This window comes from Capnocytophaga sp. H2931 (genome assembly GCF_002302535.1).
In the GTDB taxonomy this organism is placed as follows: Bacteria; Bacteroidota; Bacteroidia; order Flavobacteriales; family Flavobacteriaceae; genus Capnocytophaga; species Capnocytophaga canis.
Map to the genome: position 1 here is coordinate 789,089 of NZ_CP022381.1, position 22,768 is coordinate 811,856.

Here is a 22,768-nt window from a genome sequence, read left to right on the forward strand (position 1 = left end):
GTGAAAGCACCAACTAACTTATACGACAATATATTCCTAAGATACTTATTTTGAGAAAATTAGCAAAGAAAAGATTAAAGAAATTCAATAAAAATTATTGTGTTCCTCATATATTTTATAAATTCGTGGCATAAAAAGTTGCACTTTGGGATTGAATTTGCCGATCAAGAAAACTTCATTTCTTCTTTGCATATAAGAATAAAAACTCGTACTTTTGTTGGGAAAATTTTAAGTTTTTTTGCAATGAAAAAGATATTTTTAGTATTGCTTTATGGTTTTACCCTGTTGGCATCAGCACAAGAAATCAAAGTCATGACCTACAACATTCGTTATGATAATTCCCACGATGGTATTAATTCATGGACAGACGGAAATAGGAAGGAAAAGGTATTAAAAATGATTCAAGAACAACAACCTGATGTTTTTGGATTGCAAGAAGTATTGCATCATCAATTGGAATTTATCGAATCGCATTTCACGGATTATCATCGAGTAGGTGTAGGGCGTGATGATGGCGACAGAGCGGGAGAGTATGCAGCTATATTTTTTAGGAAAGATCTGTACAAGCTTTTGGATACAGGTCATTTTTGGCTCTCTCAAACGCCTATGATACCCTCAAAAGGTTGGGATGCTACTTGTTGTAATAGAATTTGTACATGGGTAAAATTGCAGTATAAAAATAAAATATTCTTTGTATTCAACACTCATTTTGATCATGAAGGAAAAGTTGCTCAGCAAGAAAGTGCCAAACTCATACTGCATAAAATCAGCGAGATAGCAGAAAAAAATAAAGTGATATTGATGGGAGATTTCAATATGACCCCTGACAATCCAGCCATTGCTAAAATCTCACAAAAACTATACAATACCCAAACTTCTGAAAAAAATATGACACCTATGCTGGGGACTTACAATGATTTTAATTTATCAACACCTGTAGTGCAAAATATTGATTATGTGTTTTTACAAAAGGTGAAACTCATTGACTTTAAGATATTAGAAACTCGTTTGGAGGGGTTGTATCCATCTGATCATTTTCCTGTGGTGGTCAAAGTTAGGTTGTAAAAATCTTGGATCTTTGGTGTTTGATAGAAAGCATAGTTCTCTATGATATGATAGCTCTATGCCCATTTTATAATTATTTTCCGATGTGGAGTATCTACTTCAATAGGTTAATCCTATGAGAAAAACAGAGAATATTTTCCAAACAAAACTAATGATAGACGAAAAACGTGAAAAAGATTTACTTTTTATTAACAAAGATATATTCTTTAAAATCAATGTTTTGTATCAATATAAATGATTATATGTTACAAATATCACTAAAAAAATTATAATAGACGAAAAAAAAGTAGTATTATTGACCATTCAAATTTAGTAAAACGTAAGTAAATGAAACTCAAAACTCTTCTTACCTCATTTATTTTAGGAATATCTTTTGCTGGGCTGTTCGCTCAAACTTCCATTACTTTGGAGGACATTTGGGCAAAAGGTGTACTTTATCCACAGCGAATGGCTCACCTTTCGGCGATGAAGAATACGAATCAATACACGGTACTTAATTACGACCGTCAATCAAACTCCCAACAGATTGATTTGTATGATTTTGCGACTCTTGAAAAAGTAAAAACGATTTTCGATACGAAAAATTTTCAGCTGGAGATAAAGTCTATCAGCGATTATTCGTTTGATAAGAGTGAATCAAAAATACTCATAGCAACCAATACTCAAAGCATTTACCGACACTCGTTCATAGCTGACTTTTATGTGTATGATATTAAAAATCAAACTCTTCAGAGAGTAAGTGATAAAAAAATCCAAGAACCTGTTTTTTCTCCAGATGGAAAATCGGTGTTCTTTGTAGCTGAAAATAACATATATCATTTTGATTTACAGTCCAAAAGTGAAACAGCTATAACTTCGGATGGAGCAAAAAATAAAATCATCAATGGAATTACCGATTGGGTTTATGAGGAAGAGTTTTCTTTTGTACGAGCTTTCGATGTGAGTAAAAATGGGGATTATTTGGCGTATATTCGTTTTGATGAAAGGGAAGTACCTGAATTTTCAATGGATGTTTATGGAAATGAATTATATCCTCAGCAACAGGTATTTAAGTATCCTAAAGCAGGAGAAAATAATTCAAAAGTTTCTCTACACATCTACCACGTAAAAACAAAAAATACAGTCGAAATTCCGCTGGACGCTTATTACATCCCACGCATTCAATGGACGCAAGAGAATGATATTTTGAGTGTTCAGACGATGAATAGACATCAAAATCATCTGAAATTACAATTTATAAACGCTTCGAATCAATTGATAAAAACTATTCTGGAGGAAAAAGATAAGGCTTATATCGACATTACTGATAATTTGACATTTTTGTATGATAATAGTTTTGTTTGGACTTCGGAAAAAGACGGTTTCAACCATATTTATCATTATGATAAAAACGGTAATCTTAAAAAACAAATTACCAAAGGCAATTGGGAAGTTACAGAATACTATGGTTATGACCCACGAAGTAGACGTATTTTTTACCAATCTACGGAAAACGGTTCGATAAACAGAGGCGTGTATAGCATTGATTTAGGTGGAAAAAACAAAAAAGCGCTTTCTGCCGAAAGAGGTATGAATAAGGCTACGTTTAGCCCTGATTTTTCGTTGTATATCAATCAATTTTCCAGTGCCACTGAGCCACCCATTTACACGCTAAACGATAGCCAAAAAGGGAAGCAAGTAAAAGAAATTCTAAACAATAAATCTCTGAAAAACAATATCAAGCAATTTGGTTTCTCTGATAAAGAGTTTACTGAAATAACGAACGAAAAAGGCGATAAACTTAATGCATGGATAATAAAACCTGCTGATTTCGACCCTAATAAAAAATATCCGCTTTTGATGTATCAGTATTCAGGGCCAGGTTCCCAACAGGTAAATAACGTTTGGCATTCGTCTAATGATTACTGGCATTATTTATTAGCACAAAAGGGTTATATTATTGTCTGCGTAGATGGTCGTGGGACTGGTTACAAAGGTGCTGATTTTAAGAAATGTACGTATAAAGAACTTGGAAAATACGAAGTCGAAGATCAAATTTTTGTAGCTCGTTTTTTTGCTGAACAACCTTATATCGATAAAACTCGTATCGGGATTTGGGGGTGGAGTTTTGGGGGATTTATGTCGAGTAATTGCCTTTTTCAAGGAGCTGATGTTTTTAAAACAGCCATTGCAGTAGCTCCTGTAACTTCATGGCGTTTTTACGACACCATTTATACCGAACGTTTCATGCAAACGCCACAGGAAAATCCCTCAGGGTACGACCAAAATTCCCCTATTACACACGCTCAAAAACTAAAAGGAAACTATTTGCTCATCCATGGAACAGCCGATGATAACGTACACGTGCAGAATGCAATGGTACTGATTAACCAATTAGTTCATCTTAATAAAGATTTTGATTGGTTGATCTATCCTGATAAAGACCACGGCATTTATGGCGGATACACCCGTTTGCAACTTTACAAAAAAATGACAGATTATATCTTAGAGAAATTATAACATATAAATCGAATTATGACGAATAACAGAAAACACCCTAAGGGACTATTTTATTTATTTTTCACAGAAATGTGGGAACGTTTTGGGTATTATTTAATGCTCGGAATTTTTGTTTTATATATGATTGACCCTAAAAATACAGGAGGTCTTGCCATAGATGATAAAAATGCCTATGATATTTTTGGAACATTCATTGCGCTTACGTATCTTACTCCCTTTTTAGGAGGATTTTTAGCTGATAGAATTTTAGGATATGTAAAAGCTATTTACATTGGAGGAAGTTTAATGGGATTGGGATACATAGGTTTAGGACTCTTCCAAGACCTTGCAATGTTTTATACCTCGATGGGATTAATCATCGTAGGTAATGGATTCTTCAAACCAAGTATTTCTACACTCTTAGGAAATCTTTATTCTGAAGAGCCATACCGAGAAAACAAAGATGCAGGATATAATATATTCTATATGGGAATTAATATTGGTGCATTTATTTGTAATATCATTGCTGCCTTTATGCGTAACAAATTTGGGTGGAGTGAAGCATTCATAACTGCAGGTGTTGGAATGTTCTTAGGATTGATTATCTTTACCTTAGGAAGAAAACACATCATTCACGCAAACGTTTTAAAACCAGTACAGGAAGGCGATACAACCATTACTTCAGTTCTTGTAAAGGTATTTTTACCAGCTATTATAACGGGTGTGATTGGTTGGGTAATTCCAGGAAACATATTGGGAAGCGATAGTACAGATGCTTTCATTTTTGCTTGTATTCCAGTAATTTTCTTTTATTTCTCATTATATGCACGTGCCAGTCAGAGCGATAAAAAACCTATTGGTGCTTTATTAGCAATCTTTGCAGTAAGTTTAATGTTTTGGGCGGTTTTCAAACAAAACGGAACTGTACTTACCACGTGGGCGAAGTATTATACTGACCGAAGTGTGCCAACCTCTATAGAGAAGCCTATGGAAAGTATTTATCTTGTTGAAGTGAAAGATTTTCAAGACAAGGAAATAACTATGTACGATTCGGAATATAGAATTGTAAAAGATGAAAACGATAAGCCTAAGAAAGAAATAGGAAAAGACATCTATTTCCGAAATATTCCAGAGGAACAAAAAGCTAAACTAACTGAGAACCCTAATCAGAAAGTGTTTTTATATAATCCGGAGTTGTTTCAATCAATTAATCCATTTTGGGTAATTGTTTTCACACCTTTGGTAGTAGGTTTATTTATGTTTTTACGTAAAAGAGGAAGCGAACCAACTACTCCTGCAAAAATTGTATTAGGAATGTTCATTTCTGCATTGAGTTGCCTTGTGATGGTAGCAGCTGTATATGCCTCTGACAACGGAATGGTGAAAGCTTCAGCATTATGGTTAGTTGTTGCCTATGGTGTTATTACTTTGGGAGAACTTTGCCTCTCACCTATGGGGCTTTCATTAGTATCAAAGCTTTCCCCGCCTCGTATTACTGCTCTTATGATGGGAGGATTTTTCTTGTCGACAGCCATTGGAAATAAACTTTCGGGTGTACTTGCCGGAATGTGGTACGGATACGAACACAAATCTACATTCTTTTGGGTAAACTTCGGTTTGTTATTAATAGCCACGCTGATAGGCCTTTCTATATTGAAGTCTCTCAATCGAGCTTTAAAAGAAAAAGGAGTTAATTAGAAGGAATCTTTGTAGAATCAAGTTCAGTCACGCTGTAAAAGCAAAGAGGACTGTGTTTTACAAGAGTATCTGATAATTGAAAAATATGGATTTTTTTGTTTTGAACTGTACAAAAGTTGATAAATAACTGATGCTTAAACAAATTTATATCATAGCAGGATGTAATGGAGCTGGGAAAACAACAGCTTCATTTACTATTTTGCCCGAGATACTAAATTGTAAAGAGTTTGTAAATGCTGATGAAATAGCTAAAGGTCTTTCTCCCTTTCAGCCCGAAAAAGTAGCTGTTCAAGCGGGTAGATTAATGCTAAATCGTATCAAGGAATTACTAAATGAAGGTATCAACTTTGCTTTCGAGACTACATTAGCGACTCGTTCATATAGAAATACCGTTTTATCAGCTCAAAAGAAAAATTATCACGTGACTTTGCTCTTCTTTTGGTTAAAAGATGTAACTATGGCAAAGAAAAGGGTACTATCTCGTGTAAAGGAAGGAGGACATTATATTGATAGTCATGTAATTGAAAGAAGATACACAAAAGGAATACAAAATCTCTTTAAGATTTACTTACCTATAGTAAACAGTGCATTAATTTTTGATAATTCAGATGATGAGCCTCACCTTATTGCAGAGAGTAATGAAAAACAGTTAAAAATAATAGACTATCCTAAATTTAACAACTTAAAACTGTATAGCGATGAATAAACAGGAAACATATTTTCAGGATATGAAAATTAAAATTCAAGAGGGATTGAAACGCTCTTATGTACGCTTGTTAAAAGAGAAAATAAAAAATAAAGGAGAACTTGTAGTAATGCGAGATGACAAAATAGTAGTGCTCAAAACCTCCGAAATAAAAAAAATATTGCAACAAAAGAAGAACTTGATGGTAGAATAAATTAATATAATAAATAATAAATATACTATGTTAAATCCAGATTATCAATTGATGTTAATAGCGTGGCTTGGAGTCGCGCTATGGGTAGGGTTTGTTATTTTCTCCAACCGGAAAATTCACCCTAAAGCCCTTTTTACCCTTTTTATGGTGGAACTATGGGAACGCTTCAGCTACTATGGTATGCGGGCACTCCTTATCCTTTATATGACTGCGAACTTAATTGATGGCGGGTTCCAGTTTGATGATGCAAAAGCTTTCGGAATTTACGGAGCTTATGGGGCATTAGTTTACCTCACGCCAATACTTGGTGGATACTTCGCTGATAAACTTATTGGTTTTCGCAAAGCAATTGTTATCGGAGCTTTGTTAATGGCAGCGGGACAATTTACTTTGTTTATGAATAATCAAACTACTTTCTTCATCGGGTTAGCTTTACTTGTGGTAGGAAATGGTTTCTTCAAACCGAATATCTCTTCAATGATTGGTCGTTTTTATGCTGACGGAGATAAAAGACGTGACGGAGCCTTCACTTTATTTTATATGGGAATCAATATGGGTGCATTCTTAGCTCCTTTAACTTGTGGTGCTATTGGGGAGAATGAAGGTTGGCAATATGGATTCTTAACAGCCGGTATCGGAATGTTATTGGGATACATTATATTCTTCTTCGCCAGTAGAACGAGTGTTTTCCAGCAAGTAGGATTAGCTCCTGATGAAAAACCAACTAAAAATGTTGTAAGTTTCGTCCCCAATAGTGTGCTTCCTTATGCTACTATTGTAGTTCTAATTATAATTTCGTGGATTTTAATTCAATATAACGATGTTGTAGATGTTTTATTAGCGAGTTTAGCTGCTATTATCATCGGGTATTTGTTATATCAAGCAAGTAAAATGGAAGTGGTTGCCAAACAACGTATTTGGGTTGTGGTGTTATTACTTTTGTTTACAACTATATTTTGGACATTCTTCGAGTTGGCGGGTTCAGCACTTAACTTATTTACAGCACGTAACGTACATAAAGAAATTTTGGGTATAGAAATTAAAACAACTTTCTTCCAATCATTCAATCCATTGTTTATAATGCTTTTTGCTCCCGTTTTCTCTTGGATATGGATAAAACTATCTAATTTGAATAAAGAGCCAGCAGCTCCATACAAATTTGGAACAGGATTGCTATTGCTTGGGCTTGGTTTCTTGGTGCTTAAATTCGGTGGTAGCTACGCTAAATTAGGAATGGTACCAGCTATATTTATGGTTTTCTTATATTTATTACATACACTTGGGGAACTAACACTTTCACCAGTAGGTTTGTCATTAGTAACGAAACTTTCACCTAAACATATGGTGGCTTTTATGATGGGAATTTGGTTTTTGTCTTCATCCATTGCACATCAAGGAGGAAAACACATCTCTAAACTTACTACAGTAAACGAAAAAACAATAGTTGAAAGTAGTGCTTTCCAAAATTCTGATATTGATAAGGATATTAAGGCTGTTTTGTCTGAGAATGAATTCAAAGATAGATTAGCTGACAATGAGGAAAAGAAAACACACGCTATTCCTATTGAAAAACTATTAGTTTCAAATGATTTCATTGCACGGATGAATGAGGTTAATCCGCAGAAACAATATGCAAAATCGATCGTAGTTGTAAAAGAAGTATTGCAAGATGCTGAAAACTACAGTGGAATGAAAAGACAGAAAATGATTAAATCTGCCTCACAAGAGTTTTTATCCTTCAAAGGAAGCGAAGTAAATACAGAGGTAGCAACTTTGGCTGATTATGAAAAACTATTTGAAAAGTCGGCGAGTATTTCAGTAACTAACGTTATTAAAAGCGAGTCACTTAATAAAGGACTTTCTGTATTCACCATGTTAGGCTTTATTGCCATTGGTTGTGGTATAGTGCTCTTCCTAATGGGTCCATTCATTACCCGTTGGATGCACGGCGTGAAATAGATCAACATATCAAACTTTGTCAAAATCAAAAAGATTTTGACAAAGTTTTGGATTTGTGTTATAAAAACAGGTTTCCCTGGAATCAAGAATTTATGTTGCTGTCTTGACTCAAATTTTTGTGAAACCAATAAATATTTTAACGGAATAACAATATAAAAAGTTATAACCAATATGAAAATAAAAAGTGTACTTACAAGTTTAGCTATCACAGCGATGTTTGTGTCCTGTGATATGGGCAAAGAATCAAGTGTTTCGGCAGATTATCATGTAATTCCTCTGCCAAATTCGATTCAGCAAACGACCAATGAGCAACCTTTTTTGCTCAATCCTTCAACAAAAATTACCTACACTAAGGGAGACGAGGCTTTGAAGAGAAATGCAGAGTTTTTAGCGGAATACATTAAGGAGCAAACAGGTATGGCTCTTTCTGTAATGGAAGAAACTGCTGATATGACCAATGTCATCAAACTGTTGAGAGGGTTAGCTTCTGATAACAAAGAGGCGTATCAGCTTACTGTAAACCATAAATCAATTACTATTCAAGGGGCTTCTTCGGCGGGTACTTTCTACGGGGTGCAAACACTTCGTAAGTCAATTCCATTAGAGAAAACACAAAAAGTGGTTTTTAATGCAGTCGAAATCAGCGATGCACCTCGATTTGCGTATCGTGGAGCTCACTTGGATTCGGCACGTCATTTTTTTACAACCGATTCTATTCGAATTTTTATTGATATGCTTGCATTGCACAATATCAATACGTTCCATTGGCATTTAACCGATGACCAAGGATGGCGTGTAGAATCAAAAAAATATCCAAATCTTACGGTTGTAGGTTCTACACGTTCACAAACTGTAATTGGTAGAAATTCAGGTAAATATGATGGTATTCCACACGGAGGATTTTATACTCAAGATGAATTGAAAGAATTGGTAGCATATGCTCAAGATCGTCATATTACTATTATTCCTGAAATTGATTTACCAGGACACATGTTGGCTGCGATAGCTTCATATCCAGAATTGGGTTGCCACGAAGGCCCTTACAGTGTATGGGGGCAATGGGGAGTTTCAGACGATGTTTTGAATGTAGGGAAGCCAGAAACATATGAATTTATCCAAACTATTTTAGAGGAAGTTACAGAGATTTTTCCTTCGGAGTATATCCACATTGGTGGTGATGAATGTCCAAAAGTACAGTGGAAAACGAATAAAGATTGTCAGTTAAAAATCAAAGAATTAGGAATAAAAGGCGATGATAAGCATACAGCTGAGGAATATCTGCAAAGTCATGTAATTTCCTTTGCTGAAAGAGTTTTAGCCAGTAAGGGTAGAAAAATTATCGGTTGGGATGAGATTTTGGAAGGAGGAATTGCTCCGAACGCTACGGTAATGTCATGGAGAGGTATCGAAGGTGGTACATTTGCAGCGAAAACAGGACATGATGCAATTATGAGTCCAATGTCGTTTATGTATTTTGATTACTATCAATCACAAGATATTGATCAAGAACCACTTGCTATAGGAGGTTATGTGCCAGTGGAAAGAGTATATAGTTTTGAGCCAATTCCAGAGGGACTTACTCCTGAGCAACAAAAGAGAATACTTGGAGTACAGGCTAATACCTGGACAGAGTATATAAAAACGTTTAAACACGTTCAGTACATGACCTTGCCACGTTTTGCAGCACTTGCAGAAGTACAATGGACACAACCTGAAAAGAAAAATTATGACGATTTTCTACAACGCATACCTTCTATTATCAAAATTTATGATGCACAAGGCTATAACTATGCGACACATATTTTTGATTTGAAGGTAGATATAACAACTTTAGAAAGTGAAGGAACGATACAAGTAGCTTTTACAACTTTAGATAATGCGACGGTTTACTATACTTTGGACGGTTCTGAACCTTCTGAGAAATCAACAAAGTACACTGAACCTATTAAAATCAATCAAGATGCTAAAGTACGCGCGGTAGGAATTCGTAAAAATGGAAAAACCCGTGTTTTCTCCGAGGATTTCAAATTCAATAAAGCAACGGCACGTCCCATCAAAATGTTGACAAACATCTATCCATCCTACAAATACAAAGGAGCTTCCGTATTGGTCGATGGTAACGTAGGAACAAATAACTTCCGAACAGGACGCTGGATAGGTTTTTCAGGTGATGATTTAGAGGCAGTAATTGATTTGGGTGAAGCTAAGGAAATTTCCAAAGTATCGTTCAATACGAATGTCATTACAGGCGATTGGATATATGATGCACGTAGCTGTTCGGTAGCAGTCTCTGATGATGGTGTTAATTTTAAAGAAATTGCATCAGAACAATATTCACAAGAATCGAAACACATTCAAGAAATACGTACGCACAGTTTAGGTTTTGAACCTTTAAAAACACGCTATGTGAAAGTAAAAATCACTTCGGAACGAAGTATTCCTGAATGGCACCAACAAGCAAAAGGTAAATTAGCATTTTTGTTTGTTGACGAAATAAGCATTGATTAAATTTTTCGTTTTTCTAATTGATAATTTTTTATACAGATGAAAGCTCTTATTATCATTGATGTACAAAATGATTTTATGCCCTCAGGAACGTTGCCTGTTGCAGAGGGAGATCAAATCGTTCCGTTCATAAATCAAGAAATTTATAAAGGCTATGATTTAGTGGTAGCCACTCAAGATTGGCATCCGCAAAACCATCAAAGTTTTGCTTCCAATCATGAAGGTAGAAAACCTTTTGAAGTGATTAACTTACATGGAATTGATCAAGTACTGTGGACAGACCATTGCGTACAGGATACTTTTGGAGCCAGTTTACATCAGGATTTGGACACACATCGCATAGCCGCTATTTTCCGTAAGGGAATGAATCCTGAGGTGGATAGTTACAGTGCTTTCTTTGATAACAATAAACGTAATAATACAGGGCTTCACGGTTTTTTGAAAGATAAAAACATTACGGAGCTAACGTTCTGTGGGTTGGCAGGTGATTTTTGTGTGGCATATAGCGTGAATGATGCACTTTCATTGGGTTACAAAGTGCGTTTGTTGGACAATGGTATACGCTCAATAAATCCCGAAAATTATCAAAAATATAAAGCCGATTGGGGAATTTAAAAGTGCTATGAAAAAAGACATTATTTCTGCCTGATAAATAGAAAAATCACGAATTGTTAACAATTTACAATTCGTGATTTTTATTTCTAATTGATTGTTTACAGGCAGTATGCCAGAACATAATCTTCAACATTTATGAAAGAAACATCATAGAACGTTTTTTCAATTTTGATTTTGGTTTCAGAATCATTCGGGAAAAAATCTTTCACCAAAATATGTTCTGCTGTAATTCCAGACTTCCCGTGGGCTTTATATCCTGCCTCTTTTGCAGACCAAATCATCGTGAGTTTTTGTAAAACATTTTTCTGCGAGAAAGAAGTACTTCGATAATCCCATTGTGTGAATTTTTCGGAAATATCAATGATTTTTCGTCGCTTTTTTTCGATGTCCACACCCACGGGCTTTTCTCCAACAATCAAGCACACCATGTCAAACGAATGACTTATGGAAATTGTTTTCCCATCTCTTAGGTATGGTTTCCCTTCATGGTTATAAAACAAATCATCAGAAGAATACCCTAAATCTTTTAGAATTCGGCGAACGGCAATAAAATTCTTTTTTGCGGATTCAACTTTCAATGAGTCAAACTTAGATTGATGTTCTCCATTGAGAACAACTCCCTCAGTTAGGTCTTCTAATGTTTCGGAAACTTTCCAGATATAGAGCTGAGTTTTCTCATTTACATTAATAGTTTCAAATAACGGCATAATATATCATCTCTTTACTAGGTGCAAATTTATTTCTTTTTTTTATTTTAGACAATATATAAAGTCTATGAAGCCTCTTCTATTCAAGAATTGTTTTAATTTTAACAAAGTTGAATTGTTAATGTTTAAAATGAAATTATCCATTAATTTGTTCCGATTAACCTTAGTACAGAGATATATTAGTTAAAAATAGTTAATAACAATGTTTATGTTTCAAAGGGAATGAAAAGTGTTAATTATAAAAAAATTAACATCTTGTATTTTAGAGTTGTTTTTATTGATAGTAAAATCTTTTGTTTTATCTCTTTTTAAGCGAGTGATTTTCGTGTAGGACTAATTATTTTGACATCGTGAAAAGCGATAGCACCTCGAACCACACCCGATATCACTTCATGCAAGGCTTTGATATTTTGGGCTTTCAACTCATTCTTGTGATGTACTAAACTGATTTCTCTTGCAGGATATGGAGTCGCAAAGTGGTGGATATTTTTTTTCTCTTCTTCTTTCAGCTCAAGTGTATGTAAGTATGGTAAAAGAGTCATTCCTAAGCCTTCATTTGCCAATCGTATTAGAGTTTCGAAGCTACCACTTTTGAGTTCAAATCGTTTTTTAGAATCGACGATGTCCTGATTGCAGATATTCAATACAGTATCTTTGAAGCAATGACCATCCTCTAACATTAATATGTCGTTGATATCTAAATCGTCAGAGGTAATAGTTTTTGAGTTCTGAAGTTTATGATTGTTAGGAATATATGCCATAAAAGGTTCATAAAACAAGGGTTTTTCAACAATGTTAGGTCGATGCAGAGGAGTTGCCAATATGGCTGCGTCTAAGGTTCCATCTTCTACGTAGTTTATCAAGGTTTTGGTACTGTGTTCTTCAATTTTCAGAGACACTTTAGGATACTTATTGATGAAATTTGTTAAGAACATAGGTAACAAAGTAGGCGATACAGTTGGTATGATTCCCACATTGAATTCACCGCCGATAACTCCCTTTTGCTGTGCAACAATGTCGCTCATTCGTTCTGATTCATTCACAATGATTTGAGCCTGTTTGATAATTTGTTTACCTATATCTGTGGGTTGCAGAGGTTTTTTTGTTCTATCGAAAATGATAACCCCCAATTCCTCTTCCAACTTTTGAATTTGCATACTCAATGTAGGTTGTGTAACGAAACTATTTTCAGCAGCAGTCGAAAAATTCTGATGTTTAGCAACAGCTAACACATATTGAAATTGAGTGATTGTCATAGATTTAGGATTTACTTTAATAAATTTCTTCTTCGTATTTATTTATACTTAGTGTGGAGATATTTGTATTCAAATAAAAAACTACAAAATACACTTTAAATTAACGTAATTGCGTCAAAATTTCTCGTCCAATTTCGTCCAAAATAACATCTACTGGGCGAGAACTATATTTTAGCACCAACATAGCGTGATTTACACCTATTTTCTGCAACGTAAGGAACATATCCACTAAATAATTTCGACCCAAGCGGAATCCTAAGTCCATTTTTTGAGGTTCAAAATCGGGGTCTTCCATCAGGTCGATGTATACGGGTTGGATATAAGGTTTTCGGGGTTGACCTTCTTTATCCAACGTATCCTGCCAATCCTTTACGATTTTTCCTGTAAAAGTAAACTCTCGGGGATAGTAAATCCATCCATCTGAGTTCTTCGCAATCCATTCCAAATTCACACCTCCCACATGTCCAGTGACATACATAGGAATACTTTTTTTGATGGGCTTAGGTACAACATCTCCTACATTTTCCATCAGTGTTCCATAGTCGTTATTGTAAACAGGGAAATCCCTTGACCATAGCTCCTTGAGTAACCGCATGTGTTCAGAAACCTGAGCGCTCCTTAATTCAAAGGGCTTGTTGAATGCAGGATATTCCACGGGGCGATCACCCGAAGCAACTCCCATATGAAAGCGATTCGGAAATAACACATCTAAACTTGCACTAGCTTTAGCAACATGCAACGGATGTCGTAAAGGTAAAATCACACTAGCGATTCCGAATTTGATTGATCGAGTTAATGTAGCCACATGTGATAGATAAATCCAAGGGTCGTAGATTTGTCCAACTTCTTTAAATTCAGGATTATTAAGCGGAATATCTCGTACCCAGATAGACTCGAAACCATAAGCCTCGGCTTGTTGAATAAGTCGGATTTGATTTTCCATTTTTGGGATAGCCCCCTCATAGGACTCAATCGGCAAAAGAATTCCAATGGATAGTTTGTTTGTGTCTAACATAGGTCGTCGATTTTATAAACGCAAAGATACTTCCTTTTTTTAATAACGACAAAAAATACTTTATATATTTATCTGCATTACGAAAGATAAATTTATGCTTTTTTTCCACATAAAACATAAGAATATAATTCCCTAACGAAGCATGTTTTTTTTAACAACAAATTCATGTAACTAAGAAATTTGGTGCCGTTACAAGCATAAATTGTATCTGAACAAAATAATATGTTTTCCTTTTATCTTGACATTCAATATATTTAGCAGAAGAATAAGAACACTTGTTAATTACCTGAATAAAGGTTGTTATGAAGTGTTTTAAAAATTTTGTATTTTTCTTTAAAATCAGTACCTTTGCTAAAATTTGTTATTAACCTTTTAGATATAATAAGATGTTCAAAAAAATCAATCGAATGCTTTTAGGCGGTATGCTCTGCCTAAGCCTTGTGGCTTGTAAAACTAAACAAGTGGGAGCCACTTCAATGGACAAAATGGTGTATCAGCCTATCAAGGTTGAAACTCCAAAACGTCCTGCAGGTCAAACGGACGTGGTAAATTTAGTAACTCCCAAGCTGGAAACTGTTCGCGTAGGTTTTATAGGATTGGGAATGCGAGGACCTAGTGCTGTGCAACGTTTTACACACATTCCTGGAGCAAAAATAGCAGCTCTTGCTGACATACGTCCTGAACGAGTAGAAAAATCTCAGCAAATCTTAGAAAAAGCTGGTTTAGCAAGGGTTCCAGGTTATAGCGGTTCACAGGACGCTTGGAAGGCTCTTTGCGAAAGAGAGGATGTAGATCTTGTTTACATTGTAACTGACTGGGAAACGCATGTCCCTATGGCTTTATATGCTATGGAGCAAGGAAAACATGTAGCCATTGAAGTGCCAGGAGCAATGACTATGGAGGATATTTGGGCCTTGATTAATATGGCTGAAAAAAAACGTCTGCATTGCATGATGCTTGAAAATTGCGTGTACGACTATTTCGAATTGACTTCACTTAATATGGCTCAGCAAGGGCTATTCGGTGAAGTAATCCATGCCGAGGGGTCTTACATCCATAGTTTGGATGATTTCTGGAAAGCTTATTGGAATAATTGGCGTTTAGATTACAATGCAAAACACCGTGGCGATGTATATCCTACACATGGAATGGGACCTGCTTGTCAAGCTCTTGACATTCACCGAGGTGATAAAATGAATTATTTGGTTTCTTTTGACACCAAACCTTTCAAAGGGAAGAAGTTATATGAGCAATTGACAGGCAAAAATGGAGATAATTTCCAAAACGGAGATCATACTATGACAATGATTAAAACGGAAAAAGGAAAAACAATGCAAATTCAGCACAATGTAATGACTCCTCGTCCGTATTCACGTATGTATCAACTAACTGGGACACAAGGATTTGCTAACAAATATCCTACACAAGGATACACTATTGAACCTGAGAATATTTCAAAAGATGATGTACCTAATCACGAAAATTTGAATTCTCATGGATTTGTACCTGAAGATGTGAAAAAAGCATTGATGCAAAAATACAAACACAGAATCCATATTGAATTGGAAGAACAAGCTAAAAAGGTGGGTGGACACGGAGGTATGGATTTCATCATGGACTATCGTTTGGTGTACTGTCTAAGAAATGGACTTCCTTTGGATATGGATGTGTATGATTTAGCAGAATGGTCTTGCTTGGTGCCTCTTTCTAAATTGTCATTAGAGAACGGAAGTGCACCAGTTGAAATCCCTGATTTTACGCGTGGAGCTTGGAACAAAGTTAAAAAATACAGACACGCTTTCGTTGACTAATCCTTTGTGAAGTTATATTGATTTCTAAGGATATAAAAAAATGTCTCGCGAATCTCTGTTATTGCTTTATCTACCACACTGCTTTCTTTACATTTTAAGGAGCTTGAGCAAGTTTTTTGTGATTTTCACAAACCTAAGATAGGAGTTTCTAAAAAATCGAGATATTTCAATTATTAATTAAAAGAGGCTGTCCCCAAAAGGGCGGTCTCTTTTTTATAATTTGATTAGACGAAAGAGGAACATATGTTAATTACTATTTTGGAATTGAGGGAAGGGCTAAAGGAAAACCACATAGATGCATAGAAAAACTATGTGCCTATGTGGTTTATTTTCAGTATTTTATCTGTGTGTTATTTTTAGAGAGGTTTTTATAGTATATAATTCTAAAACGAACAATCACAAAAAGTTAAATCTACAATAAGGTCCAAATATACCAAAGAGATATAAAAAGGCTTAAGGATAAGAGAAGAAAGTTAATTTTCTTAAAAATACCATTACTTTTTGTTGCAGACAAGTAAAAACAAAAAATTGAAATAAATCCTAATAGGATACAAAAAGCGGTAATACCGATAGTGTTGTTTATAAGATCTGGAATATTTTTATCGAAAGATTCGATAGCTTCCTCTCTGCTATTGGAATGATTAAAAATATGAAACCAAAGAAAAGCAAAATAGGAAATTATTGAAGTTAATATAACGCCTATACCGAAAAGAAATTTGTTCATAATCAATCAATTTAGTTATAAAATTTTATTTTTTTGCACTGGCTTCGTACAAGGATATAACTCGTAGCTTAGTTATTATTTTATTGAAATTCAATAGAATATAAGTCCTTTTAATTGCGTTTTCTGTTCAATAAAAAATGTTTTTTGATTTTCTCCAAAGTTATAAAAAACATTTCTAAAATTAATATTGACTTTTAAAAATGTTTTTTATAGCTTTGCGAGTCTGGGTAGACTTTTGAGTGTAGTCATTACTTTTTTAACCAAATCTACCATGAATCATGCTTTTTACTTAAATCTTTGTTTTATGACCTTTGATTGCAAAAGACATTCCGAGTCCTAAAGGAATTTTTTGAAACTTGCCGTCATATCTAACCCATCCTCCTGAGAATGCTATCGGGAAGAGAATATTGTAATTATCCCCTTGAATATCAACTAATGATAATTCTATCCAAATTTTTCCTTTGGGTAAATTCACATAGATCTTTTCTGAAAAATCAGTCTTTTCTGTGATTTGTAGAAAATCAATATATATGGGTTTTTCGGTCAGAGGAACGAGTGATTCATCAGCTTCAACCTTGTAGAAGTTCAAACGAAACAGCGTTTTACCAGAGATATTTTTCAAGCATGTAATATGAAATTCTCGTGCAACATACTCTTGGCTTAGGGTTACAAAATCACCGACACTAATTTGTGTTGCTTTATAAGTAGTATTACTTTTCTCGTGGGAGGAGCTATTTTCTTTGTCATTTTCCGAATATTTCCCAAAACTTATTGTTGCACCAGGGAAACGAGTGCCTCTACCTTTGATGGTTCGCAATTTAGGCTCTTTATCAAAAACCACCACGGGGGTCAATTCGATGTGATTTTCTTTCAAGATTATTTTGGAATCTGAAGGGATATCTTTAATTGCTATTGCTTTTCTATGATAACTCAAATGGGAAAAATAGACACTATCTATCGGTTTTTGAGTTGAAATATCAATGCTAAAATATCCTTTTTCATCGGAAATTACTCCTTTATATGTTCCAACAACACCAATATTCGCATATTCAACCGACTCTCCTTTTTCTCCTACGATTTGTCCTTTCAAGATTTTGTTTTGTCCGCAAACTATTGATATACAAAAACATATGATTAAAGATAAAATTTGTTTCATTTTTTTAATAAATTAACCGATAATATATTTTTAGAGTGTAAATCATTTAAAAAAACTTTGTCGAAGTTGTTAGATTTCGACAAAGTTGGATTTTGATTATGAATGTATTATGTTTTATTTTACAAGTCCGGCACGTTTCATCAGAGCGTCGGGAGAAGGTTCTTTTCCGCGGAAGCGTTTGTAAAGTTCCATTGATTTTTCACTGCCTCCTTTGCTGAGGATATGTTCTTTAAAACTATTTCCTACTTCTCGATTGAAAATTCCTTTTTCTTTGAACACTTGAAAAGCATCTGCATCCAATACTTCTGACCATTTGTAGCTGTAATATCCAGCGGCGTATCCTCCTTGGAAAATATGTGAAAAGGCGGTCGAAATGCAAGTGTCATCAATTTTTGGGTATAATTCCGTTGGTGCAACAGCCTTATCCTCGAATGATTTAATGTTTTTAATTGTATTCGGATTTGAATTGTGCCACGCCATATCCAAAACGCCAAAACCTAACTGACGCATGGTTTGTAATCCTTCCATAAAAGCAGATGATTCTTTAATCTTATGGACAAGTTCCATGGGAATCAGCTCGTTAGTTTCATAGTGTCTTGCGAACAATGCTAAGGTTTCTTCCTCCGAACACCAGTTCTCCAATACTTGGCTTGGGAGCTCAACGAAATCACGCGAAACGCTGGTTCCACTCAGATTAGGATATTTGGTATTGGCAAGAATTCCGTGCAAAGCATGTCCAAATTCGTGGAAAAGCGTACGCAATTCGTAGAAACTAAGCAATGAAGGTTGGGTTTGAGTGGGACGTGTAAAGTTACAAACGATAATCACGTGAGGGCGAGAATTTACTCCGTCTTTAATATACTGATTTTTGAAAGAGGACATCCAAGCACCGGCTCTTTTTCCTGGTCTTGGGAAGAAGTCCGTGTAGAACAGTGCTACATAGTTCCCTTTTTCATCGGTAACTTTGTAGGTTTCAACCTCTTCGTGATATTTCTCAATAGTATTTATTTTCTCGAAATTCAGCCCGTAAAGTTTGTTAGCTACTTGGAACATTCCACTAACAGCATTGTCAAGGCTGAGGTAAGGTTTTAGCTTTTCATCGTCAACGTTGAAACGCTTCTGTTTTAGTTTTTCACTATAAAACGTGTAATCCCATTTTTGGAAATCTCGAATGCCATCTCTTTCCAAAGCAAAAGTTTTAAGTTCTTCCAATTCACGTTGAGCTGTGGGTTTCGCTTTTTCTAACAAATTGTTCAAAAAATTATTTACTGTAGTTGGATTTTCAGCCATGGTTTCTTCCAAAACGAAGTCAGCATGAGTTTTGTAACCTAATAAATTGGCACGTTCATGACGTAGTTTAGCAATTTCTAAAGCTATTTTTTGGTTGTCGTTATTGTTGTTTTGGAAACCACGACTTCCAAAAGCGATAAACATTTTTTTGCGAAGCTCTCTGTTTTCGGCATATTTTATAAAAGCACTGTAGCTTGGAAAATCTAACGTAAATACCCAGCCTTGTTTTTTGCGGTCAGTAGCAATTTGAGCTGCAGCTTCAACAGCAAAATTAGGCAATCCTTTAAGGTCATTTTTATCCGTAATGTGCAATTCAAAAGCCTGTGTTTCAGCTAATACATTCTCCCCGAAGAGCAGACGTAAACGCGACATTTCTTTATCAAGTTCACGCAAACGCTCTTTGTCTTTTTCTGATAGATTGGCTCCATTGCGAGTAAAGCCTTTGTATGTTTTTTCTAATAAAGTGGTTTCTTCGGACGATAGTTTTAATTTTTTACGTCCGTCATAAACCTTTTTAACTCGCTGAAATAAATTTGTATTTAATCGAATATCATTGGAATAGTCGCTCAACAAAGGAGAAATGCTCTGAGCAACTTTTTGTAAATCTTTGTTAGTTTCGGCACTGTTTAAATTGAAGAAAATAGCTGTGATTCTGTCCAATTCTTCACCATTGTAAGCCAACGCTTCGATAGTGTTTTGGAATGTTGGTTTTTCTTTTGAATTGGCAATCGCATCAATTTGTTTTAGACTTTCGGCGATGGCTTTTTCGATAGCAGGTTTAAAATCTTCTGCCTTAAACGCACTAAAAGGTGCCGATTCGTACGATGTTGTAAAGATGGGTTCTCTCATAGATTGTTGAGCTTGTAAACTACCGAATGAAGCGATAGTGCATAAAGTTATTATCTTTTTTTTCATGAACATAATAGTTTTATTAGTCTTGCAAGGCAAAAACTGATTTCAATAATGGAGTGGTACGTGCTGCCACGTTGGTTCGGATTTCTTTCTCTTTGTCGGCTACTTTTGTAAAAAGTCCGTTGATAGCTTGTTTGGTAACATAAGTTGTTAAATCGGCTTCAACAGGAGTTGTTAAAGGCAATTGATTGTAACGATTTATCAAGTTACTCCAAATTTTGTCAGCTCCCACTTGGCTTAAAGAATTCTGTATTTTGGGTGCAAAAGCAGCTTCTAAAGAGCTAAATGTGTTGTTTTTCAAGTAAGTAGTTGCTGCATTATTATCTCCTTTCAAAATACCCATAGCATCGTTAATGGTCATATTTTTGATGGCGGAAACAAAAATGGGTTTAGCCTCAGTTACGGCATTTTCAGCAGCTTTATTTAATACCTTTAGTCCTTCATCAGCTAAGGCTCCTAAACCGATTTTTCGGAGTGTAGCATCCACTTTTTGCAACTCGGCAGGAAGTAAAATTTTTACGGCTTGATCTTGGAAATAGCCTCCATCCTTACTAAGTAAGTCTACCCCGTTAGAAACACCAATTTCTAAAGCCTGTTTCAATCCATCAGTAATATTAAAACCTGTGGTTGAAGATGTTGAATTGATAACTTGCTGCAATTCAGCACAACTATTCAATGTAAACGATGCTACAAAGAGCAGAGGTAAAGCGATTTTTTTCATACTATTCAATTTTATATTATTCTATTATTTTATAAAAACTTTGCTAAACCATAAAGCTGATTTCTATCTTTTAGTTATTGCATACAAAGCGTAATTTATGGCATAGAAGAATGGTAGAGTAAAACATATTCCAACAACAAAAACTAAGATTCCGGAAAAACCCATAATGATTCCAAAAGCTAATGCTAACAAAACCGTGAACATGAACGGTGCAATACGTGCTGAGCTTTGTCTCATAGCATCAACCAGTGATAGATTTTCAAATATTATTATAGGGATTGTTAGTGTTACCAACAATGAAATTAATATGGAAATAGAAACGTTTGCTACTTCTAAACCCAGAAAGTTCAAAAGTATGGAAATAATCGTTTTTATGGCTGTGATCACCAAAACAGAACCTAAAATTCGAGCCGTATAAGGAGAGTTGTAAAATGAAAATAATTGTTTCATCGTTGGAAGCTCATTTTTTTGCACAGACCCAAAAATGCTATAAAACCCAGCAGTCATAGGAGCTATTATGCAGTTGATGAGCAACATAAATACTGTGAATTTAATTTGAAAGTCAGGTGAAATAAGAATACTTTGAAGTTGTTCAGGTGTTTGTATAGTAAAACGAGAAATCTCTTCCAAAGGAATGCCTAACAGCATCGGGAAAATAACAATATATAATCCAGTTATGACCAGAAACAAAACCAACATCCCTAAAGCGTTTACTAAGATAGAGGTGCGGAAAACTTCCCAAGCGGTTTTAAAGATATAAGCAATCGACACTTTTGTATATTTTTTTTACAGATGCGTTCCTATTTGGATATGCAAAAATACATGAAATCAAACAAGGAACAAATATATGGAATTATATTGAAAAATAGGAAAATAAGTAATTGAAATCTAATTTTTAAGATTTCTACTATTCGTTAAACAATTGTTTTTATCAAAAAAATGGGATTTATGAATTTCTGCTAAATCCCATTTGTTTTTATTACGGTAATAAATACATTTTTGTAAAACTACTCAGCTGAACTTACTACAGCGTCTTTATTAATTTTTTTAACCAACCCTTGCAACACTTTGCCCGGCCCCACTTCAATAAATTCAGAAGCCCCATCTTGAATCATTTGCTGTACGCTCTGTGTCCATTTCACAGGGGCAGTTAGTTGCTGGATAAGATTCTTTTTGATCTGGTTTTCATCACTGACGGCTGTTGTTGTTACATTTTGATACACAGGACATATAGGTTTACTAAAGTGCGTATTCTCAATAGCCTTTGCTAATTCTTCCTCGGCGGGTTTCATCAATACTGAATGGAAAGCCCCTCCTACAGGTAGCACTAATGCTCGTTTAGCTCCTGCGGTTTTCATGGCTTCACAGGCTTTTTCTATAGCACTCAATTCACCTGAGATCACCAATTGCCCAGGACAGTTGTAATTTGCAGGAGTTACAATACCTTCGATGGATTCACAAACCTTTTCTACTACGGCATCATCCAAACCTAATACGGCAGCCATTGTTCCTGGTTGTAATTCACATGCCTTTTGCATCGCCAAAGCTCGTTTGGAAACGAGTTGCAGTCCGTCTTCAAATGACAGAGTTTTGTTAGCTACCAGTGCCGAAAATTCTCCTAATGAATGCCCTGCAACCATTTGAGGACGGAATGATTCCCCTAAAACCTTACTCAACACTACGGAATGTAGAAAAATGGCAGGTTGCGTCACTTTCGTCTGTTTCAAATCCTCCTCTGTCCCGTTAAACATTACTTCTGTGATTGAAAAACCTAAAATGTCATCGGCTTGTTTAAAAAGTTCCTTGGCTACGGTTGACTTCTCATATAAATCAAGTCCCATACCAACAAATTGAGCTCCTTGTCCTGGAAAAATATATGCTTTCATAAGTATATCAATTTTATTTTTATAATCTATTTTAAAAATAAAGATTCGTATTTTCAATTAAAACCTACATT

The 22,768-nt window shown here is 35.1% G+C and carries 17 protein-coding genes; 9 read left to right on the plus strand and 8 right to left on the minus strand.

The annotated features are described in order from the left end of the window. Nucleotides 1-243 precede the first annotated feature (243 nt). The 8 genes from CGC52_RS03370 to pncA all read left to right on the plus strand — a co-directional run bounded on the left by CGC52_RS03370 (nt 244) and on the right by pncA (nt 11,219). The gene (locus CGC52_RS03370; RefSeq protein WP_095894433.1) at nt 244-1,065 is read left to right on the plus strand and encodes an endonuclease/exonuclease/phosphatase family protein; all 822 of its coding nucleotides are present in this window, start codon (nt 244-246) and stop codon (nt 1,063-1,065) included. Between the two features lie 327 nt (nt 1,066-1,392). Beyond that, nucleotides 1,393-3,564 carry a S9 family peptidase gene (locus CGC52_RS03375; RefSeq protein WP_095893420.1) on the plus strand — a complete coding sequence of 724 codons (2,172 nt, stop codon included), beginning with the start codon at nt 1,393-1,395 and terminating at the stop codon, nt 3,562-3,564. Nucleotides 3,565-3,579: 15 nt separating this feature from the next. Next, entirely contained in the window at nt 3,580-5,241 is a 1,662-nt protein-coding gene (locus tag CGC52_RS03380; protein ID WP_198540571.1) for a peptide MFS transporter, read from the plus strand. Nucleotides 5,242-5,371: 130 nt separating this feature from the next. After that, on the plus strand, nt 5,372-5,947 hold the full coding sequence (locus CGC52_RS03385; RefSeq protein ID WP_042009382.1) for a zeta toxin family protein: 576 nt from the start codon (nt 5,372-5,374) through the stop codon (nt 5,945-5,947). Continuing rightward, on the plus strand, nt 5,940-6,140 hold the full coding sequence (locus CGC52_RS03390) for a hypothetical protein (RefSeq protein ID WP_042009383.1): 201 nt from the start codon (nt 5,940-5,942) through the stop codon (nt 6,138-6,140). The genes CGC52_RS03385 and CGC52_RS03390 overlap by 8 nt, the downstream gene beginning before the upstream one ends. A gap of 27 nt (nt 6,141-6,167) precedes the next feature. Further along, nucleotides 6,168-8,099, plus strand: a complete 1,932-nt coding sequence (locus CGC52_RS03395) for a peptide MFS transporter (protein ID WP_095893423.1) — start codon at nt 6,168-6,170, stop codon at nt 8,097-8,099. A 171-nt stretch (nt 8,100-8,270) separates the two neighbouring features. Further along, entirely contained in the window at nt 8,271-10,607 is a 2,337-nt protein-coding gene (locus CGC52_RS03400; protein WP_095893424.1) for a family 20 glycosylhydrolase, read from the plus strand. A gap of 36 nt (nt 10,608-10,643) precedes the next feature. Then, a complete protein-coding gene (gene pncA, locus CGC52_RS03405) occupies nt 10,644-11,219 on the plus strand; it encodes a bifunctional nicotinamidase/pyrazinamidase (protein WP_095893425.1) in 576 nt (191 codons plus the stop codon). A 98-nt stretch (nt 11,220-11,317) separates the two neighbouring features. Here the strand turns inward: pncA and CGC52_RS03410 are convergent, their stop codons facing one another. The 3 genes from CGC52_RS03410 to CGC52_RS03420 all read right to left on the minus strand — a co-directional run bounded on the left by CGC52_RS03410 (nt 11,318) and on the right by CGC52_RS03420 (nt 14,197). Next, nucleotides 11,318-11,926, minus strand: coding sequence for a 4'-phosphopantetheinyl transferase superfamily protein (locus CGC52_RS03410; RefSeq protein ID WP_042009387.1), 609 nt, complete (start codon nt 11,924-11,926; stop codon nt 11,318-11,320). A 308-nt stretch (nt 11,927-12,234) separates the two neighbouring features. After that, nucleotides 12,235-13,182 (minus strand): hydrogen peroxide-inducible genes activator, encoded by a 948-nt coding sequence (locus tag CGC52_RS03415; RefSeq protein ID WP_095893426.1) that lies wholly within the window; start codon nt 13,180-13,182, stop codon nt 12,235-12,237. Between the two features lie 100 nt (nt 13,183-13,282). Further along, nucleotides 13,283-14,197, minus strand: a complete 915-nt coding sequence (locus CGC52_RS03420) for a TIGR03571 family LLM class oxidoreductase (protein ID WP_095893427.1) — start codon at nt 14,195-14,197, stop codon at nt 13,283-13,285. A 386-nt stretch (nt 14,198-14,583) separates the two neighbouring features. Here CGC52_RS03420 and CGC52_RS03425 point away from each other — a divergent pair, with 386 nt between their 5' ends. Beyond that, the gene (locus CGC52_RS03425; RefSeq protein ID WP_095893428.1) at nt 14,584-16,008 is read left to right on the plus strand and encodes a Gfo/Idh/MocA family protein; all 1,425 of its coding nucleotides are present in this window, start codon (nt 14,584-14,586) and stop codon (nt 16,006-16,008) included. Between the two features lie 1,013 nt (nt 16,009-17,021). Here the strand turns inward: CGC52_RS03425 and CGC52_RS03435 are convergent. The 5 genes from CGC52_RS03435 to fabD all read right to left on the minus strand — a co-directional run bounded on the left by CGC52_RS03435 (nt 17,022) and on the right by fabD (nt 22,697). Then, a complete protein-coding gene (locus CGC52_RS03435; protein WP_095893430.1) occupies nt 17,022-17,888 on the minus strand; it encodes a carboxypeptidase-like regulatory domain-containing protein in 867 nt (288 codons plus the stop codon). Nucleotides 17,889-18,002: 114 nt separating this feature from the next. Next, nucleotides 18,003-20,027 (minus strand): M3 family metallopeptidase, encoded by a 2,025-nt coding sequence (locus tag CGC52_RS03440; protein ID WP_095894434.1) that lies wholly within the window; start codon nt 20,025-20,027, stop codon nt 18,003-18,005. A gap of 82 nt (nt 20,028-20,109) precedes the next feature. Next, entirely contained in the window at nt 20,110-20,811 is a 702-nt protein-coding gene (locus CGC52_RS03445; RefSeq protein ID WP_042009060.1) for a DUF4197 domain-containing protein, read from the minus strand. Between the two features lie 63 nt (nt 20,812-20,874). Continuing rightward, nucleotides 20,875-21,582, minus strand: a complete 708-nt coding sequence (locus tag CGC52_RS03450; RefSeq protein WP_157909095.1) for a beta-carotene 15,15'-monooxygenase — start codon at nt 21,580-21,582, stop codon at nt 20,875-20,877. A gap of 236 nt (nt 21,583-21,818) precedes the next feature. Continuing rightward, entirely contained in the window at nt 21,819-22,697 is an 879-nt protein-coding gene (fabD, locus tag CGC52_RS03455; protein ID WP_095893432.1) for an ACP S-malonyltransferase, read from the minus strand. Nucleotides 22,698-22,768 lie beyond the last annotated feature (71 nt).